Source organism: Candidatus Saccharimonadales bacterium (assembly GCA_035480635.1).
GTDB lineage: Bacteria > Patescibacteriota > Saccharimonadia > UBA4664 > DATIHN01 > DATIHN01.
Genome location: DATIHN010000027.1, coordinates 1 through 17,861, shown reverse-complemented (window position 1 = coordinate 17,861; position 17,861 = coordinate 1). Strand labels below are relative to the sequence as shown.

Genomic DNA, 17,861 nt, shown 5'->3' with positions numbered 1-17,861 from the left:
CATGGCCGCCGTTGCCCGCGAAAATGCTGCTCCAATCATGTCGGCCATTGGGAGACAACTTGGGCGATATTTGGGCTGGGTCAAGCAAACATATCGTAATCGTTTGAGCCCCGGACTCAAGCGATCAAGTTTAGCTATTGCGGCCTGGCTGCGGCGAGTCTTATCCCACCGCCGGGGACGCTGGCTGTTTTTGGCTGGCGTCGTTATGGTCATATTCTTGGGTATTTTTATGCTTAGTCGGAGCGGTAATGATCGCTCGTTAGGGGCTCTCGCCAAACAATACCAAGATGCCCTAAGCAAAGAAGCCCACGCCGCCGATCAGCTCTCAACTGGCGATAAACTCGGTGCCAAAGCCAATTATCAAGCTTCGTTGGATGAGCTAAACGTCGTGCTGGCCAGTCCCAAGGCCGCCAAGCTCGATGCTTACTTGGCCAAACACCGCGCTAGCGAAGACGACCCAGCCTCGGCCACCAAATTGCGCGATTTAGTTTCGGCCCAGCTCGATCAAATTGATGGTCTGACCAAAGTTAACCCCGGTCAACTGGCCGATTTCAGCGCCCTTGGCAATGCCAAACCATCGCTGATGGTAGCAGTTGGCTCACAACTAATTTTCATTGATCCGTCGGCGGCTTCGTCGATTTATCGCTACGATACCGCTAAGGCCAAGCTCGATATTGTAGCCGATCATCCAGCCAAATTGGGTCATGTTGTAGCCGCCACTCCGTCGTCTAGTGGTGACGGCGTCTATCTTTTAACCGATCAACCCGCAGTTTGGTTTTATAATTCAAACGATTCAAGTCTGAGCCAGCAGACTAGTGCGGCCGACTGGCCCAAAGGCAAAGCCATCGCTAGCTACGCCGGCAACCTCTACATAATGGCTGACGATGCTATCTATAAATTGACCCGCACGGCTGGAGGCTTCTCGGCCAAAGCGGCCTATCCAATAAATGACCCCAGCGTACTCACTAATGCCACAACGCTGGCTGTTGATGGCAATATCTACGTTGGTAATGCCAAAGGTTTCACTCGTATCCTATCCGGCGTAGTCCAAAAATCCGATTTGATATTCCCCAGCAACTTGATGAATCCACGGGCCATCATTTCAACTAATGCAGCTAAATCGATTACAGTCAACGATGCCAAATCCAATCGCATTGGGTTGTTTAGTTTCGATGGCGCGGCCATTCAAAGCAATGGCCAAATTTCGATCAATGGCATCAACACTATTTATCAAACTACCGGAGCTAGTTCTGATAAAACCATGTATGTGCTAGCCGATCAGAAGCTAGTAAAAATCAGCTATTAGTTACATCTTGGCGCGTGGTTTGATCCCCAGAACGTCAAAATAACTTTCCATCATCCAGATGAAATGTTGCACCAAAGCCAATCTCTGGCCTTGGTTGGTCTTGGCCGCTAGAATCGGCACGGTCTCGTAAAATTCGTGAAAGAGTTTAGCCAAATCATGGCCATAATAAGACAGGCGATGAACGGCCAAATCAGCCGAAATTTGTTCCAGTAACCCTGGGAATTGAGTCATTTGTTTGACTAGGCTCTTTTCTACTCCGACTAATTCCCGAACTCTGGTGGCACTAACCCCCTGCTGCTTGGCCTTACGCATGATTGAGCTGGCTCGGACATAAGCGTACATGATGTAGAAAAAGGGATTTTTGTTTGATTGCTCGCGAGCCAGATCCAGATCAAAATCCATGTGAGTGTTGTAGGCTCGCTGGATGAAGAAAAATCTGGCTACATCAGCCGGTATCTCTTTTAAGAGTTCATCGATTGAGATAAAGTTACCGGCTCGTTTGCTGACCTTGTACTCCTTGCCATCCTTAATCAGCCGGACTAATTGGAATAAGACTATTTCTAGCTCCCCTTTAACTCCTAGTTTTTCGAGGCCCGTAGCCAGGGCCTCAACTTGACCAGCGTGATCGGCTCCCCAAAAATTGATGACTTTAGTAAAGCCTCGCTCAACAAACTTGTTATAGTGATAAGCCAAATCCCCAGCTAAGTAGGTATAGCTGCCATCGGACTTGCGAATGACGCGGTCGCTTTCATCGCCAACTTTGAGCCACAGGCTAGCGTCTTTTTCAATTGTTTGACCTGATTTGACCAGTTTGGAAGCAATTTGTTCGACCAACTCCTTATCGTGGAGTTCAGTTTGTTCCGAAAACCAAACATCGAATTCAATACCCATTTGTTTAACCGAGGCTTTGATTTTTTCAATCAATTGATTCAGAATCTGATGTTCACTAAACTTCTGATCGCTTAATTCTTTGATCTGTTTTGAACTAAGTTTTTGCTTTAGATTGGGGTGCTCACGTTTGATTTCAGCAATGATGGGACGGGCTAACTCCTCGATGTATTCACCCTTGTAAAGGTCTAACGCTGGGTCAGTTTCGAACCCAAGTTTAGTGGCAACTTGGAAGTAGATAGAATTCTTGAGGGCTTCAATTTGGTTACCAGCGTCGTTAATGTAGTATTCACGGCTGACTTCATGTCCAGTCCAGGCCAGAACATTCGCCAAAACATCGCCCGAGAAACCACCCCGACCGTTCCCGAGAGTTAGGGGCCCAGTCGGATTAGCCGAAATGAACTCAACTTGAACTTTTTGACCTTGGCCTAGTTTTGAGCGGCCATAACCCGGCTTAATAGCACTAAGCTGCCCCAGCCAATGGGCTTGGTCAAAAGTGAAATTCAAATACCCGGCACCAGCCGCAGCCACGCCCACAATAGCTGGATGTTTCAGGTTACCGGCAATTTCGCCAGCAATTTCAATCGGTGGTTTTTTTTGGCTCCTAGCCAACTCAAAGGCCAAGTTCGAAGAATAATCGCCATGTTCTGACTCGGCTAGACTGACTGTCGGGGTAATATCTTGCTGGTAGAGGCTCTTAGCAAGGCCCTGGAGTAATTTTTGGAGTTCATCAGGCTTCATTCCCCTTATTATAACAATGCCGGCTCTAAAGGCGCACAATTGGCTTCTAAAATGGCTATAATAAGGCCTATGAAGATCCTAGCCCTCAACAAACGAGCCCGCTTTGATTATGACATTAGCGAAAAACTGATTGCTGGCTTGGTTCTAACTGGGCCGGAGACCAAAAGCGCCAAGGCCGGTCATCTTAGTTTGAAAGGCAGCTTTGTAGCCATTAAAGCCGGTGAAGCCTATTTAACGAATGCTAGCATTAATCCCTACCCCCAAACCGCCACACACATCGCCCAGGAACCCTTGCGCTCTCGTAAATTGCTCTTACATCAAAAGGAGCTAGATAAGTTGGTGGCGAGCAAGCAGGCTGGCTTAAGCATCGTGCCGCTGGCGGCTGGCGTTGAGCGTGGCTATGTTAAATTAGAAATCGCCATCGGGCGCGGTAAGAAGCTCTATGACAAACGCCAATCAATTAAAAAACGTGATAGCAGCCGCGAACTCGACCGCACTTTGAAGCAGCGTTCACAAAGTTAAAATGTTTTTGCTAAAAAAGTGTTGACAGGCAGTTCCAGCTTGCCCTAAAGTGTGTATAGGTACCTGTATAAAAAAAGTACTCAAAACAAAAACCCAACAATTCCCACTGAAAAAACGGCCTTCCAAAGCCGTTTTTTCAGTTCAATAAGAAAGTTCGTATTTTATAAGCGTAAGTACTAAATGAGTAGCCGGGGTTTAATAAGATTCTTTATTATTTTGCAGCGGCGGCTGAATTGCGCGACTCAGCTAACTTAGCCATGGATCCAAACTGGCGTGCCAACGTCGACCCAGCCATACAGCCAAGCGGCTGAGGGCGGTGGCATATTGACGCAGCCATGTGAGCCACCATAGTAATAGTCTGGTCCGCCAAAACTGTGGCGCCACGTGGCATCATGAAGCCCGTAGTCGGCATAGAATGGCATCCAATATTGAACGTAGACGTCGTAGTTGTAGCCTAGCGGTCGACCGTCCAGCCAGCGATTGCGCTCTTTAGTATAAACCGCAAACAGGCCTTGAACCGTTGGGTGGCCAGTGCCAGTTGAGCCGGAGGTTATGGGGGTATCCATGACCACTTGATGGTCTTGGTAGACCCAAAGGTGTTGCATCGATAGATTGACTTCGATGTATTTGCCGAAGTCTAAGTTATAAGTCCGGTTATAAATTGTTTTGAAGGCCAGAACTTGGGTCGGAACCTCGGTTTTTAGACTTTGATCGGCCAGTACCCGGCCAGCTAAGCTAGTAGTCAGGGTATCTTGATCGAGACGCAGGCCATTAGTGCCTTCGGTGGTCGATTGAACCGATCCGTTTACGGTATTAATAACCTTATCTTTGGGCTTGATATCAACTGATTTAGACACGCTAGCCAAATACTTTTTGATCTGATCTGGTTTTGCTACTAGGATTGGTTGACCATTATCCCCTTCGGCGGCGCCTAGCCAACTACCAATGGTAGCCGCATCAGGCTGAAATTTCTTGCCCTGATAACTTAAGATGATGGTCATTTTCATACGCTGTTTGATCTGGGCCACGATCGGCTGGAGGTTTTCGGGTGTTAGAACCGGTGCGACAGGCGCTGAATCTAGGTGTAAACTGGTCGCACCCAACCCGAGGGCATCGGTTAGTAGGCTATGGGCCTGGTTAGGGTCAACAGCTTTACCGTTTGCGCCTGGCTGAATGGTTGGACGTCCGTTATCGACGGTGATGGTCGCATCGGTTGGTGCAACCGAGAATTTAGGTAAAATGGTTTGGAGTAAGTTTTGGACTTTTTCGCCATCCACCTGATAGCGTAACCCCAATTGCTTGGGTGGTTGAACAAAACCTAAGATTGGCAGCCAAGGTTTTTGGTTGGTTTTAATGGCCTCAGAAGCGATGGCTACGGGATCGGTGGTTAAATCGACGTCCGCAGCGTGAATGTCGAAGTTTTGGTTATCAACCGAAAGCTTGATCGAATTTTGCTCGGCCACCACCCGGCTAGCCGCTGCTCTGACTTGAGAGCCCCTCATCCCTGATAGATCAATTCCAGCCAAATGAATCCCGGGCAGAACCCGATCGGCGTAAGCACTCGATAAAAATAGATTGGCGGCCATAAAAATAGCCCCAACGATAAAACTGCTGACGGTGATGAACTTAATAAATCTCGATTGGCTCATGTTTTTTGTTTTGACATTGATCAAAAAACTAGCTCAAGATTAGCATAAGCGTTAACCGCATTCAAGCATCTTAAAAGGCGCGATTGGGCCTTTTAAGTAATTATCGGCCTTGCTTAGCTTAGTTACCGTGCTCAACCGCCTCGGCCGCATCAGCCTCGGCTTTGGTCACATGGACCGTTCCCTTGGGGTGGTTGGGCGGCGAATAGATCGAGTACAGCTTCAACGGCTTATCGCCAGTGTTTACGACATTATGCCAAGTTCCGGCCGGAATGATAATGGCCCAATCGTCTTCGACCTCATGCTCTTCGTCAACTTGATCCTTGGTTTTGCCAAACTGAACCTTGGCCTTACCTGCCTCCAGGCGGAGAAACTGATCAATTTCCGGATGAACCTCGTTACCAATTTCACCCCCAACCTCAATTGTCATGACCGTGAGCTGTGAATATTGACCAGTCCAAACCTCGGTTCGGAAATTAGTATTGTCCTTAGTAAGTTTTTCGATATCATCTACCCATCCAAGCATCGTCTTTGCTCCTTTCTTGTAATCTAATCATATTGTAAGGCCAAAACTGGCTCTACGATATGGCAATTTGTCTAAATGGTTTTGCTGCGAGATTTATGACTTTTTTAACAAATTCTATCCTGATAGAGTAAGAACGATAATGTTAATGATAACTATTGGGCTATCAAAGTCTGAACGTAATGCTGGATCGGACTGAAGTTACCACCGATTGGAGCCAGGTCTGATCCACCACCATTGGTTAGGAAGCCACCCGGAGAAGTACTAAAGACAAACTTGGTAGTATTAGTGGCCCGATGCATGGCTAAACCGACGCCCACCAGATCATTGGCACTTAAATCAGTTTTGGCATAAGTGCGCAGCGTCGTTAGCAGTGCAGCATCGGTTTTGAGATTCAGATAAATACCGGGGTGAGCAATCTTATCTTGCAGCTTTTGAATAACTTCTTGCTGGCGAGCGGCTCGGCCAAAATCATTGCCACAGGTCCCCTTTCGACAACGAGTGTACTGGAGCACCATGTCGCCATTCATGTGGTAGTTGCCTGGTTTGATATCAACTCCGCAGACTCCTCGATCACCCGGACAAGGGTATTCTGGGTCGTAGAGGCGCTCTGTGACGGTGATATCTAGCCCACCAACGTCATCAACAGCCTGTTTTAAGCCGGTAAAGTCAGTTTCGATGTAGTAATGGATCGGAATACCTAAGACGTTAGCCACAGTTTGCTCGGCCAGGGTTGGACCTCCAAAGGCGTTGGCGTCATTGATTTTGGCACTGCCATGACCTGGAATCGGCACTCGCAAATCTCGGGGCAGGCTAATCATGGTGACGTGCTTATTGGTGTGGTCGATGCTGACCACCATCATGGTATCGCTTAAGGTTTGGCCAGCATGCCCGGGATCACCAACTCCTAGGATCAGGACGTTGGTGTGGCCGTCGGTTTGGGCTAGCGCCCCAAAATCCAGCGGGTTCAAACTGAGCTTAGCCAGGTTATACCAGACGAATATGCCGCCGGCGATTAAAAGTCCTAGCAGCACCAGGCCAAAAATCAGGAAAAACCGCTTCAGCTTTGATCCAAAGCTGCGCGGCTCCCCTTCTGGTACGCCGTCAATCATTACTTCTTTCACTGGAGTTATTATAACTTACAAAGCTGTATTTTTAAGCTGCTACCAGTTCTCGGTAGCGAAAACAACTCACCAAATGATCATTAACCATCCCCGCTCCCTGCATGAAGGCGTGGCAAATAGTTGGGCCAACGAACTTGAAGCCACGTATGACCAGATCTTTGCTCATGGCATCGCCCTTTGGACTGGTAGCAGCAATGTGTGAATCGTGCTTGGGGCTATTGGTAATTGTTTCCCCGCCCACAAAGCCCCACAAGTACTTATCAAGTGAGCCAAATTCCTTTTGAATCTCCAGGACCTTCTGAGCGTTGGTGATAGTGGCTTTAAGCTTGGCCCGATTGCGAATAATGCTCAGGTCATTCATTAACCGCTCAACGTCAGCCTCAGTCAGCCTAGCAACCTGCTTAATATCAAAGCCGTTCAAGGCTTTCTCGAAGCCGGCCCGCTTGTTCAAGACGATCTGCCAGCTCAAACCGGCCTGCATGGCATCGAGTACCATGAATTCAAAAAGCTTTTGATCATTGTGGTTGGGTGTGCCCCACTCGGAATCGTGGTATGCGATCATTAACGGGTTAGAGCCAACCCAACTGCAGCGTTCTTTAATCACGCCACCCCGCCTGGCGCATGGTATCACCCAGCTTTTGCTTATAGGCGGCCTGATTGAATTGCCCCGGATAGTCAATCAAGGCCTCGTTCAACACCTTAAAACCGGCTTGGCGCAACGGTTCGGCTGCCACTTCATAGGGGTTCGATTTGATCAATAGCAGTTTGGTATCCGGATCAGCCAATTCCCCGACCCGCTCGATTAACCTAGGTAGGGCCGCTTGGATTTTGGCCTGCCGCTGGGGTTTTTTAACGCCATGAGGTTGGCTTTCCTCCAGTGCCTCGATCATGTATACCCCCGCTTCCTGCAACCGTCGTAGCCACTTTTCTTTATTCAGTTCCAGATCAGTCTCAGGTCTTCCTTCGACCTCTTTTGGATACAGCGCGCGGATGGTGTTCAAGAACAGGCGATCGTCCAGCCGCATTTTGTCGGTTCGGTAAAAATGTCGGCTACCCTTGGCCCCCGCCCCCGGTGGCGGCGATTCTGCAATCAACAGCCACTTGATTTGATCGGGTTTATATTGCTGACGAATTGATTCGTAATTCATAAACTTATTTTAACCTTGAAAGCGAAAACGACCCAACATCCATGTTAGGTCGTTTCTTCGCCGATACTTAGTCGGAACTTCTGTCGACGGAATCTTGCACCTCGCGGTTGAGATTCTGGTGCCAGTCGGGAGAATCGAGCAGAAAGTGGAAGTCGAGGAGGTCGTCGGGCGAGATGGGATCCCCGTGGTGGGGCTCTTCGAGCTCGGCCGGCAGATGCCAGACTTCCAGGTGGGCACCGTGATCGACTAATTCCTTTAGAAATTTCTGGGTGCACTGCTTCGCGCAATTCACGCGGCACTTGGGACAGTTGAAGCTATAGCTGCACTCTTCAGTTTCAGTGCAGACGCGCGCAGCCATACCGCTGACCCTGACTTTAACCTTTCCGCAAGTTGGGCAACTGGGAAGGCAGATGCTCATAAGGGCTCCGATGTTCGGCGAAGATGCTTTGATTATAACCCCAAAAAACCCGATTTCTAACAAGAAAAGGCCAGATTTCTCTGACCTACTCTTGGTGGAGCTGGAGGGATTTGCACCCTCGTCCGCTGGCTCACGCAGTTACTCATCTACAGACTTAGTTCACTTTAAAGTGCTTACTCCCCAACTCTCGAAGTGAACGAAATGAGTCAGAGCAGCAGCCTGTTGTCTTAATTACAGCACCAGGCAAAGCTGTAAAGCAGTCAGATAATTTGACACCGGCGAACCCCCATCTGACATCAGGTGCCGATGGTTCAAGCGATTAAGCTAGAACTGGTGCGAGTGTAGGAACGCTAAAAGCGCTCTTGGCTCGCGCAACAAACGATTTCACGTTTATTGGGTTTGGATTTACGCGTCCCCGCGGTCTGCCAAGTAACCTGTGAATGTACCAACGTCGAAGCTAATCAGCCCCTCGTCCTCTCGCACAATCAAACAGCCTTCGACTTGGTTTAATTGTGCGTTATGAGGATTATTATCTTAGCAAAATCTGAAGTCTTTATAAAGCATTGGGGTTGTCCCGCACCTTTTGAGTGAACAAAAGGTGCGGGACGGTGCTCGGTGAGAGCTAGATCGTGGACGACCGCGAATCACGTCAATGCTGTAAGTAGCAACTCCTTACTGCGGTGTACGCCGCAGCGGGGTCGTGCGGGTGATCCTGAGCCGCTTGCTGAGCGCAGCTGGGAGGTTTCTCCGACATCATAACACTGATGCCGTCGTAGACCTCGACGCAGCTGTAAACGAAGAAGATCGCCATCACCGTCACGATGAAAGCGGTGAAGATCTGCCCCGGCTGCGGGCGCCACTTCATGGTGTCTTGGTGGACTAGGCGGCCTTGGGCTTCCATAACCTGTGGCATGGCCCCTCCTTTTTCGAACGGATGTTGCGGTGCGATCTGGTGAACTAATTACTTATTCGCCAGAGATGCCCATAATTATACTACTATGAATCTAATCTGTCAATACTTGTAGACGGTCCGAGCGGCATCCCAGAGTGATGGATCGTTAAATTTAACCATCCGCCAATACCACCACTCCCCACCCCACAGGTAGTATTCTTTGATCTTGGTAGCTTGGGCGTATTTAACGCTGGCCTTTAAGCGATTGGCATCCATGCTGCGATCTTGCTCTTGAATACTCATCTCGGCCGTCGGCTTTGGACCCCAGGGTTCAGCTTGGAGTTCATGAATCATGGAGGTTCGATGCAGGAGCTTTTCGATTAGAGCGGCCTTCAAGCCAAACCACCATGGCGGGAACGGGTAGCTGACGTAATGCTTAGTAATTGTGGCATCAAAAACTCGGCGGTAAACTGAGAAACCAACCTCATCCCCTCTCGGTTGCCCGACCGGCAAACCATACTCATTGCTAACACTAACAATAATCGGATGGTTGGGGTCCAAGCTTTTGACCAAGTTGAATTCCGAGACCAGTCGGCGACGATCAAAGTTACTGCAACTGCCAAAAACGGTATTCAAGGCCTCATTTTCGAGCTGATAGTTTTCTAGAGCTGGGTTATCGCGGTAGCGTTCGACTACAGCCGTCATAACGGCTTGTAAGCGCTCTTGCTGCTGCAGAGGGCTCAAGTTAGCCACCCAGGCTGGCTGATGGCATTCGGGCCATCTGGGCTGCCTTAGGCCAATGGCTAGGCTGACCTTGGCCCCACTTTTGTTGGCCTGATCCATTTCAAAATCAAGAGCTGAAAAGTCATATTGACCAGGAGTAGGTTCGATCTCCTCCCAATAGCTCATCAGTCGAAACCGTTTAATATGCAAATCGTTTAGCAGCGCCAAGTAAGTTTGCTGCCAGTTCAAACCCAATTCTTGAGAGTAGGCGATCGAAAAACTGACGCCGGGGCGATCAGCCTCACCTGCGTGAGCTAATTCAAAACTGCGATAGGTCCAGGCCAGCCAGCCCATAATGGCAGTGGCTAGAATAAAGCTAGCGGCGGCGATCAGCCAAAAGCGCTTTTGGTTCATGCAACCATTATGACATAAGCCCGAGCAGTCCTAATGAGAGCTGGCGGCCTGCCAAAAAAACTTAAGCCTAGGCCGAATTTTTTGGAGCCTGCGTCATAGGCTGTTTGGTCCGCTTACCGTAGCATGAACTTATAAACGTAAAGGAGGTGCTGCCATGGCAGACGAGATTAAGTCAGACGAATTAACCTTTGGGGAGCTTTCGCAGACCGAGATGCCTGCGGCTAGCCCGGACCCCGATGAGGGCTTTATGGAAACCTTGAGCGAATCGGACGATGAAGACCCGGAGAAGAAGCCAGAGGAGTAAGTTGGGTGGCAAAAACCATTTACCCGCCTGAATCGGCGGGTTTTTTGGATAGTCGCATGCTAGACTAGGCTTGATGACTAGTTCAAAGTCGCTGCCCACAATTAGCGTCGTTATTCCAGCCTACAACGAGCAAGACTTTATCGGCCAATGTCTTGAATCGCTGTCCGAACAAGAGCTCAAGCCGCTCGAAATAATCGTGGTTGATAATAATAGCCGGGATCAAACGGGGGCAATTGCATCCGGTTATCCTCTGGTTAAAGTTATCAAAGAACCAAAACAAGGCATCGTTTATGCCCGTAATGCTGGTTTCAATGCTGCTCGGGGCGACATCATTGCCCGTTGCGATGCCGATAGCCACTTGTCCAAGACCTGGTTAGCTCACATCGCCGCGACCTTTGCCACCGACACCGACCTAGCGGCCCTGACCGGGCCGGTTGGCTTCCATGATCTGCCCAAAAAATGGACCCAAATCGAGCCGGTTTTAAAGCAGGCTCACGTCGTTGGTTACTTCAAGGGCACCAAGGTTTTACTGGGGCACGAGGCTTTGTTTGGCTCAAATATGGCTATTAGGCGCCCGTTTTGGCTCAAGATTAAAGATCAAGTTTGCCTGGATGAATCCAAAATGCATGAAGACACTGATCTGGCCGTACACGTCAGCCAAGCTGGTGGCACCATTAAATACGACCCAAACTTGCAAGCCACCATGTCGATGCGCCGGCTCAAGAGCGATCAGATTTCTTACTTGCAACGTTGGATAAAAACTGGCATGTCGCATTCTTCCGCCCAAAAAGCTAAGCGGAGCGAATCATGAATCGAGGTTTGGCCGCCTTCATTGGTTGGGTCATCTTTGTGGGCGTTTGGGTGCTGACCTGGCCAGATACGGTTTTGGCCAAAGAAGCCGCCATTATCAATCTTATGCTCATTAGCCATGCTATTTATGCCGTCTGGTTTGCTTTACGCCAAGTCGATGCAGACGCCAAACTACCTTGGTTGTGGATGGCGGCCGGTGGCATCTTTAGCGCCAGCTTGTGGCTGACTAGTACCAATTTGCTCTACAACAGCGCAGCGTTATCGGGCGTTTTCCTGGCCGGCATTTTGTTTCACAGTGATTTAGTTAAGCACCAGCTATCACCCTCGATGAACGGGCTGTATCACTATAAAATCAGGCTCGAACAAGGCATTCTGCTAGCCATCTGGAGCCTGTACCTCATTATGGGCATTTTGAGCCCCTATCAGGTCTGGATTCTAGGATTAGGGATTGCAGGAATCCTTACGATCAATTACATAATCGTCTTCAAGCATCAAATTTACCGGCGTTATCGCTAGTTGCTTTGAAATTAACCGCATTCTTGTTACGCTTTGAGCTATGAAAGCGCCTATTACGCCCAAATCAGAGATCCGCCGACATTACTTTATGAACCAGTACGTGGTTATTGCACCAAAGCGTAACCTGCGCCCAGATAGCTTCGCCAGTGCCTCCAACGGGCACAAACTCGAAACTCCCACCAGCCCCATGATCGAACGCGACCCGGCCATTGCCGAAATCAAGGGTGAGGGTGGCAAATGGGCTGTTAAAGTTATTCCAAACGCCTTTCCGGCTCTGACGCTTGATAATCCGGCGGCCTACGGCCAGCAAGAAATCATTGTCGAAACACCGGAACACAACCTCGAGTTTTCGGAATTAAGCCATGATCAGATCTTAAGGGTTTTTAAGGCTTATGGTGACCGCATCAAAAAGCTCAGCCAGCTCCCTCGGATCCGCTACGTTAGCGTCTTCAAGAATGATGGACCCGAGGCTGGCGCCAGCATCGCCCATGCGCATTCCCAGGTCATGGCCCTGCCGCTGATTCCCCCAGCCCTGGAAGTTGAAGCCGAGGCCGCCGATCAATACTTTGATCAGTTTGCCAGCTGCGCTTACTGTGACCTGCTAAATTGGGAGGTAAAACAATCTGTAAGAGTGATTTATGAAGACAAATCGGTCTGCGCCGTCGCACCCTATGCCAGTCGTTTCCCCTTCGAGGCATGGATTTTGCCCAAACGACACATTGGTAATTTTACCGACTTGAGTGCAGCTGAACTAAGCTCTATTGCAATAATTTTAAAAAATCTAACATTGAAACTCGATAGCATTAAAATAAGTTATAATTTTTTCTTGCAAAACTCTTTATCTAACCACGATCATCATTTTGTCCTAAAACTAGAACCTCGTCCAAACGTTTGGGCTGGTTTGGAGCTGAGTACCGAAGTTATTCTTAACCCAGTTAATCCAGAGTACGCTACCCTTTGGTACAAAGGTAAGATCAAATAAAAATCCGCCTCACGGCGGTATCAGCTAGATTAAAGTTGTGGGCGGACCCAGCATTGCTGCTGGATCCGCACTGTTTGGTTGACTCCGGAGGGTTTGGCTGGGACCAGAACGATCCGAAGTGAGGATGAGGAGGAAGGAGTGGGTCGGGTCGGGTCCAGGTTGGTCTGACCCAGCTGGGGGCCTCGAACCCGACCACACTTCCCTCCGGTGCGCCACGCGTTGGCGCGCCTCGTACGGATTGCAGCTGGCGGGTCGGGCGACCCAAGCTGCAACTCCGCCGTTCGTCTGCCCGACCCGCCTGGCGCTTCCTTTAGCGGAACACGCGAGGCGGACGGGTCGTCGAGAACATCACGCGATGTTCTGGGACTGGCCCATGTTCACCCCTATCTAGTTTTCCGGTTGAGAGCGCACTCAGCGGGTACCGAGCGCAGCAAAATGTTAACCCATATTGCCGCGAAAGTCAATTAGCTAAAAATATAATTCTCGGTCTCAACATAGCCTATTGATTGTATTTTGCAGCACTTAGCCAAGCTAGATCAAAGATAGCTTTAAGGGCCTTAGCAAGCTCTTGGCTCTGGATGGTGATCCCGATCGGTTTATTGCCGCTGAGGGATAGCATAACGATATGATCACCGACAATGGTTATATCGCCGTTCAACGGATAAGCATTCGATGGCACATAACGCGATTCCCGATTACTCTCCTTGTCCGTAGCCTTTAGGATCGGGCCCTCTTGCGAGGTGTAAATAAACTTGCTATGAATACCGGCGGCTTGGCGATGGGGATTGGCTAGGGTTGGTCGAAATTCTGGGAAAAAGGCATAAATTTGATCCAAGTTGCTTATGCCATAAAGGGTGCCGACCTCCCTATTGGATTCGAGGAAGCTAGCCATGATGGTTTTAATCCCCTCGGCCGTATCATAAAAGCGCACATTAGGCGACTCCACTGGCATATTAATAAGGCGGTCCAGATCCGGCAAAATGGCCTGGAAGTGGCTTTTTTGCTCTTTAATCGCCTCCTCTTTTTTTTGCAGCAAACGTTGGAGTGATTTCGGTTCTTCGGCCACAAAGAAGGTCTTTTTACCCCTAGAACTTTGGCTGACCAAACCCAAGTTATTGAGTGATTCGAGGATGACATAGGTCGTAACTCGTTTGATACCGGATTGATCGGCAATTTTTTGGACCGTAGCTGGGCCCAACATCAAATTAGCCAAATAGACTCTGGCCTCTTTTTGGCTCAAACCTAAGTCTTCGATACTAGAAATTAATTCGTCGTTCACGGCTTCACCATAGCAAAAACTTAGATAGTTGTCAATAATTAATAACAAGATTACAAAAGCTTATGGTTGCAATGTTTGGTTTATGTTCGGTATTATCCAAGTATTAGGAGGAATTATGTTAGCTAAAGTCTCTGCCCCAGCCAATATTGGCATCGAATCTACGTCAGTCGAAATAGAATGTGATCTCTCGAATGGTTTACCCGGTATGTGTGTAGTCGGGCTAGGCGATAAAGCCGTCGAAGAATCTCGTGAGCGCATTCGCAGTGCCATCAAAAATAGTGGCTTGGTGCTGCCACCGAAACGGATTACCTTAAATTTGGCGCCGGCGGATTTGCCTAAAGACGGTACCGCCTACGATTTGGGTATTGCGGTGGCTATTTTAGTCGCTAGCGGTCAGATCGAAGAGCCAACCAACGCCCTATTCATCGGCGAATTGTCTCTAGATGGCAGTGTGAGGACAGTGCCTGGTGTCCTGGCGGCTGCTCTGCTCGCAAAAGCCAGGGGCTTTAGCGAGATCTTTATTCCCAAAGACTGTGCTAGAGAAGCCGCTCTAGCTAGAGATGTCACGGTTTATCCGGTTGAAACCCTAACTCAGCTCTATCGGCATTTGACTAACGAGTCTCCTATTACTACCCTAACTCCAAAACTTACGGCGGCGCGACCAACCATCAGCCAAGTTGATCTGGCTGATATTTATGGTCAAGAACAAGCTAAACGAGCCCTCGAGATTGCCGCCAGCGGCGGCCATAATTTGATTCTTTCCGGACCGCCCGGGGCTGGCAAGACACTCCTGGCCAAAGCTTTAATTGGTATTCTGCCACCACTTGAATACGACGAGATGGTTGAAGTTACCAAAATTCATAGCCTGACGGGCCATTCTGGACCAGTCGTCGAGCGACCGTTTCGCTCTCCCCACCATACCGCTAGCGACGTGGCTATCATTGGTGGCGGTAAATTCCCCCGTCCAGGCGAAATTAGTTTGAGTCATCGGGGCGTTCTGTTTCTGGATGAGCTACCGGAGTTTCCACGCAATGTCCTAGAAGTACTGCGTCAACCTTTGGAAGATGGCCGCGTCACGGTAGCAAGAGCCGCCGGCAGCTTGCAGTTCCCGGCCGAATTTATGTTGGTAGCGACCCAAAACCCCTGCCCCTGCGGTTACGCCGGCGATAGCCTGCATCAATGTAGCTGCAGCCTGTCCCAAATTGCCCGCTATACCAAGAAAGTATCTGGTCCACTGCTGGATAGAATCGATTTGTTGGTGGTAGTGGCACCGGTCAAACAAGATCAGTTGCTCAAATCTCAGTCCAGCGAATCAAGCCAGGTCGTTGCCGCGAGAGTCCGCTCGGCCCGGATAGTTCAGCACAAACGCTTTTCTAAACAACCTGCTAAATTAAATGCTCAGATGAACCCAAATGACATCAAAAAGTACTGCCAATTAGATGATGCTTCGATGAGTCTAGCCAAGCAGGCCATGGTTCGGTTGGGCTTATCAGCCAGAGGCTACATGCGCTGCCTGAAAGTCGCCCGGACCATAGCCGATATGGACGGTGCAGCCGATATTAAGACCACTCACCTGGCAGAAGCTTTGCAATATCGATCAAAAGTCTAGCCAAATAAATTGTGGCCGAGTCCGCTGTGTTGTAAAAGCAACCACAGTGCTAGTTCCAAGACTATGCATGATGCAGCCAAGATTCCACTTAACTTTAAATCGTTAAGAACAAAGCTCAGATCTAGGCCCGATTCTGGCTTTGTTTTAATTACCGGCTGCTCCCCGCCCGCAGTCCCGATCGTCTCCTCGGTAACATTACTTCGAGGTTTTTGCCCTTGGGAATAGGCAAAATTGCGCTTACGTTGGGATTTTTTTCGTTTGGCCATTTCATTATTATCGTAACAGGCCACCCTTATTCTTGCCAGCTTAGAACTTTCTTACCTATACTAGTACTACAATGACACTAGCTACCATCATCGCTGGGATAGGATTGGTCATGTCAGTGCTTGCTGTTTGGCTCACCTGGCGACTAACTAGACGTTTCAATGCCGCTATGCTCCATGAGGGCCAAGATTTAGAATCCCTCCTTCGAGAATACAACCAGCGGGTGGTTGAAGTAGGTCAGGAACTGGCTAAGCTGGTCAAATTGAATCAGGAGCTCCAAGAAAAGGCGGCCTTAGCATCACAAAAGATATCAATTGTGCGCTTTAATCCTTTTGGTGACACTGGTGGAGACCAAAGTTTCGCCCTGGCCGTATTAGACGGACATGACTCAGGTTACGTCCTAACCAGCATCCACGGCCGGACTGGCACCAGGGTTTACGCTAAGCCAATCGATTTCGGCAAAAGCAAATACAACTTATCGAGCGAGGAGCAAAAAGCCTTGGTCCAAGCCACCAAGCGCACCCCTGCTCAGGAGGTAGAATGAGAAAAGAATCAATCGTAGGTATTGTTGGCAACGAAACAATTATTGGTTCGGGAGTTTCAGTCAAAGGTAATTTAACCAGCGAACACGATATTATCGTAGATGGCACTATATCCGGAAATATCAAAACTAAGGGGTCACTCTCGGTTGGTGTAAATGCCAATATCAAAGGTAATTTGATCGGTCGCGACGTTACCGTAGCTGGTCAAATTGAAGGTGACGTCAAAGCCGCCAATCACGTTAGTATTCAAGAAACTGGTCGAGTTAATGGCAATATAGCATCCGGTAGCATTGCGATCAGCACCGGTGGAGTTTTTATTGGTACCAGCATCATGACCTCTACCCCATCAGAACTCCAGCCGCCAGCCGATTCACCAGATGCTGCGCCCGAGCCGGAAGCAGACTAAATGTATTACTACATCATCAACCCAGCCGCCGGTAAGAGTTCGATTAATTCGCTGCAGCAGAAACTGCGTGAACGCCTTGGTGCTCTTGGTATTGGGGGCGAATTTGCCAAAACGACTGGGCCCGGTGATGCTACCAAAATGGCCAGCGCCGCCATCGAGAAGGGTTATACCACTATCGTGGCTGTCGGTGGTGATGGGACCGTCAACGAAATTATCAACGGAATTACTCAAGAAAGTGTGGCTGTCGGCATCATTCCGCTGGGCACCAGTAATACCTTAGCCAAACATTTCGGCATTAATAGCTGGCAGCAGGCTTGCACCGTTCTAGCTTCTCGTCGAATTTCGACTTATAACCTGATGGCTGCCGGCAAAAATTACTTCCTTTCAAGCTTAAGTTTGGGATTTGAAACTGAGCTGGATAAAACCGTTGATTCGCCCGATAGTCGCCTGTCTTCGAGGCTGAAGCATTTATCCAAAAGTTGGGGCCAAGCCAGAAGCCATCCGACACTAGAGTGCCACCTGGAGCTGGACAATCTAGAAATCGACTGCACCGTCTTTAGCTTGATTGTTTCCAATCAGAAGTTTCAAAACCCTTTGCTCGAAAACCGCATGGTTGTAAATATTGCCGAAAAACCCAGCCCTCGCCAACTCAGCTCCTATCTTGTTGCTCGCTTCCGCGGCCAAATGGTCCACGAAGATCATGCCACTACCAGGGTTTATGGCACCAAACTAACCATCGATGCCAAACCCGGAGCCAGCATCATGATCGATGGCAAAGTGGCCGGCCGGACACCCATTGCCATC

Annotated in this window: 21 protein-coding genes and 1 other RNA gene; 10 read left to right on the top strand and 12 right to left on the bottom strand. The window is 49.2% G+C overall.

Annotated features, from left to right (window positions below; genetic code table 11):
- Positions 1-1,306 (top strand): hypothetical protein (locus tag VLE72_04660; GenBank protein ID HSX15159.1); only part of this gene is annotated, 1,306 nt, incomplete at its 5' end.
- On the opposite strand, the gene argS is transcribed toward VLE72_04660, so the two are convergent.
- Complete coding sequence (gene argS / locus VLE72_04655; GenBank protein ID HSX15158.1) at positions 1,307-2,935, bottom strand: arginine--tRNA ligase; 1,629 nt, start codon at positions 2,933-2,935, stop codon at positions 1,307-1,309.
- A 69-nt stretch (positions 2,936-3,004) separates the two neighbouring features.
- Here argS and smpB point away from each other — a divergent pair, with 69 nt between their 5' ends.
- On the top strand, positions 3,005-3,457 hold the full coding sequence (gene smpB, locus VLE72_04650; protein HSX15157.1) for an SsrA-binding protein SmpB: 453 nt from the start codon (positions 3,005-3,007) through the stop codon (positions 3,455-3,457).
- 251 nt (positions 3,458-3,708) lie between these two features.
- On the opposite strand, the gene VLE72_04645 is transcribed toward smpB, so the two are convergent.
- From VLE72_04645 to VLE72_04605, 9 genes are all read right to left on the bottom strand, one after another.
- Positions 3,709-5,106, bottom strand: coding sequence for a L,D-transpeptidase family protein (locus VLE72_04645; GenBank protein ID HSX15156.1), 1,398 nt, complete (start codon positions 5,104-5,106; stop codon positions 3,709-3,711).
- 118 nt (positions 5,107-5,224) lie between these two features.
- Entirely contained in the window at positions 5,225-5,629 is a 405-nt protein-coding gene (locus VLE72_04640) for a cupin domain-containing protein (GenBank protein ID HSX15155.1), read from the bottom strand.
- 152 nt (positions 5,630-5,781) lie between these two features.
- Complete coding sequence (locus VLE72_04635; protein ID HSX15154.1) at positions 5,782-6,750, bottom strand: LCP family protein; 969 nt, start codon at positions 6,748-6,750, stop codon at positions 5,782-5,784.
- Between the two features lie 31 nt (positions 6,751-6,781).
- On the bottom strand, positions 6,782-7,354 hold the full coding sequence (locus VLE72_04630) for a DNA-3-methyladenine glycosylase I (GenBank protein HSX15153.1): 573 nt from the start codon (positions 7,352-7,354) through the stop codon (positions 6,782-6,784).
- Complete coding sequence (locus tag VLE72_04625) at positions 7,347-7,898, bottom strand: hypothetical protein (protein HSX15152.1); 552 nt, start codon at positions 7,896-7,898, stop codon at positions 7,347-7,349. The genes VLE72_04630 and VLE72_04625 overlap by 8 nt, the downstream gene beginning before the upstream one ends.
- 67 nt (positions 7,899-7,965) lie before the next feature.
- Positions 7,966-8,256, bottom strand: a complete 291-nt coding sequence (locus tag VLE72_04620) for a hypothetical protein (protein HSX15151.1) — start codon at positions 8,254-8,256, stop codon at positions 7,966-7,968.
- A gap of 152 nt (positions 8,257-8,408) precedes the next feature.
- Positions 8,409-8,785: a transfer-messenger RNA gene (gene ssrA / locus VLE72_04615) on the bottom strand.
- A gap of 180 nt (positions 8,786-8,965) precedes the next feature.
- The gene (locus VLE72_04610) at positions 8,966-9,229 is read right to left on the bottom strand and encodes a hypothetical protein (protein HSX15150.1); all 264 of its coding nucleotides are present in this window, start codon (positions 9,227-9,229) and stop codon (positions 8,966-8,968) included.
- A gap of 99 nt (positions 9,230-9,328) precedes the next feature.
- Positions 9,329-10,345 (bottom strand): beta-galactosidase, encoded by a 1,017-nt coding sequence (locus VLE72_04605; GenBank protein HSX15149.1) that lies wholly within the window; start codon positions 10,343-10,345, stop codon positions 9,329-9,331.
- 154 nt (positions 10,346-10,499) lie between these two features.
- On the opposite strand from VLE72_04605, the gene VLE72_04600 reads away from it, so the two are divergent.
- The 4 genes from VLE72_04600 (at position 10,500) to VLE72_04585 (ending at position 12,957) form a co-directional block, all read left to right on the top strand.
- Positions 10,500-10,649, top strand: coding sequence for a hypothetical protein (locus tag VLE72_04600; protein ID HSX15148.1), 150 nt, complete (start codon positions 10,500-10,502; stop codon positions 10,647-10,649).
- 73 nt (positions 10,650-10,722) lie between these two features.
- Complete coding sequence (locus tag VLE72_04595; GenBank protein ID HSX15147.1) at positions 10,723-11,460, top strand: glycosyltransferase family 2 protein; 738 nt, start codon at positions 10,723-10,725, stop codon at positions 11,458-11,460.
- Complete coding sequence (locus tag VLE72_04590; protein HSX15146.1) at positions 11,457-11,975, top strand: hypothetical protein; 519 nt, start codon at positions 11,457-11,459, stop codon at positions 11,973-11,975. The genes VLE72_04595 and VLE72_04590 overlap by 4 nt, the downstream gene beginning before the upstream one ends.
- Before the next feature lie 40 nt (positions 11,976-12,015).
- Positions 12,016-12,957 (top strand): DUF4931 domain-containing protein, encoded by a 942-nt coding sequence (locus VLE72_04585; GenBank protein HSX15145.1) that lies wholly within the window; start codon positions 12,016-12,018, stop codon positions 12,955-12,957.
- A 499-nt stretch (positions 12,958-13,456) separates the two neighbouring features.
- On the opposite strand, the gene VLE72_04580 is transcribed toward VLE72_04585, so the two are convergent.
- Positions 13,457-14,236: a helix-turn-helix domain-containing protein gene (locus tag VLE72_04580; protein HSX15144.1), complete on the bottom strand. Its 780-nt coding sequence runs from the start codon at positions 14,234-14,236 to the stop codon at positions 13,457-13,459.
- Positions 14,237-14,351: 115 nt separating this feature from the next.
- Here VLE72_04580 and VLE72_04575 point away from each other — a divergent pair, with 115 nt between their 5' ends.
- Positions 14,352-15,845, top strand: coding sequence for a YifB family Mg chelatase-like AAA ATPase (locus tag VLE72_04575; GenBank protein HSX15143.1), 1,494 nt, complete (start codon positions 14,352-14,354; stop codon positions 15,843-15,845).
- On the opposite strand, the gene VLE72_04570 is transcribed toward VLE72_04575, so the two are convergent.
- On the bottom strand, positions 15,842-16,111 hold the full coding sequence (locus VLE72_04570; GenBank protein ID HSX15142.1) for a hypothetical protein: 270 nt from the start codon (positions 16,109-16,111) through the stop codon (positions 15,842-15,844). The genes VLE72_04575 and VLE72_04570 overlap by 4 nt on opposite strands.
- Before the next feature lie 71 nt (positions 16,112-16,182).
- Here VLE72_04570 and VLE72_04565 point away from each other — a divergent pair, with 71 nt between their 5' ends.
- From VLE72_04565 to VLE72_04555, 3 genes are all read left to right on the top strand, one after another.
- Positions 16,183-16,653, top strand: coding sequence for a DUF4446 family protein (locus VLE72_04565; GenBank protein HSX15141.1), 471 nt, complete (start codon positions 16,183-16,185; stop codon positions 16,651-16,653).
- Positions 16,650-17,057 carry a polymer-forming cytoskeletal protein gene (locus VLE72_04560; protein HSX15140.1) on the top strand — a complete coding sequence of 136 codons (408 nt, stop codon included), beginning with the start codon at positions 16,650-16,652 and terminating at the stop codon, positions 17,055-17,057. The genes VLE72_04565 and VLE72_04560 overlap by 4 nt, the downstream gene beginning before the upstream one ends.
- On the top strand, positions 17,058-17,861 hold an 804-nt coding region (locus VLE72_04555; GenBank protein ID HSX15139.1), incomplete at its 3' end, for a diacylglycerol kinase family protein. It abuts the gene before it with no gap.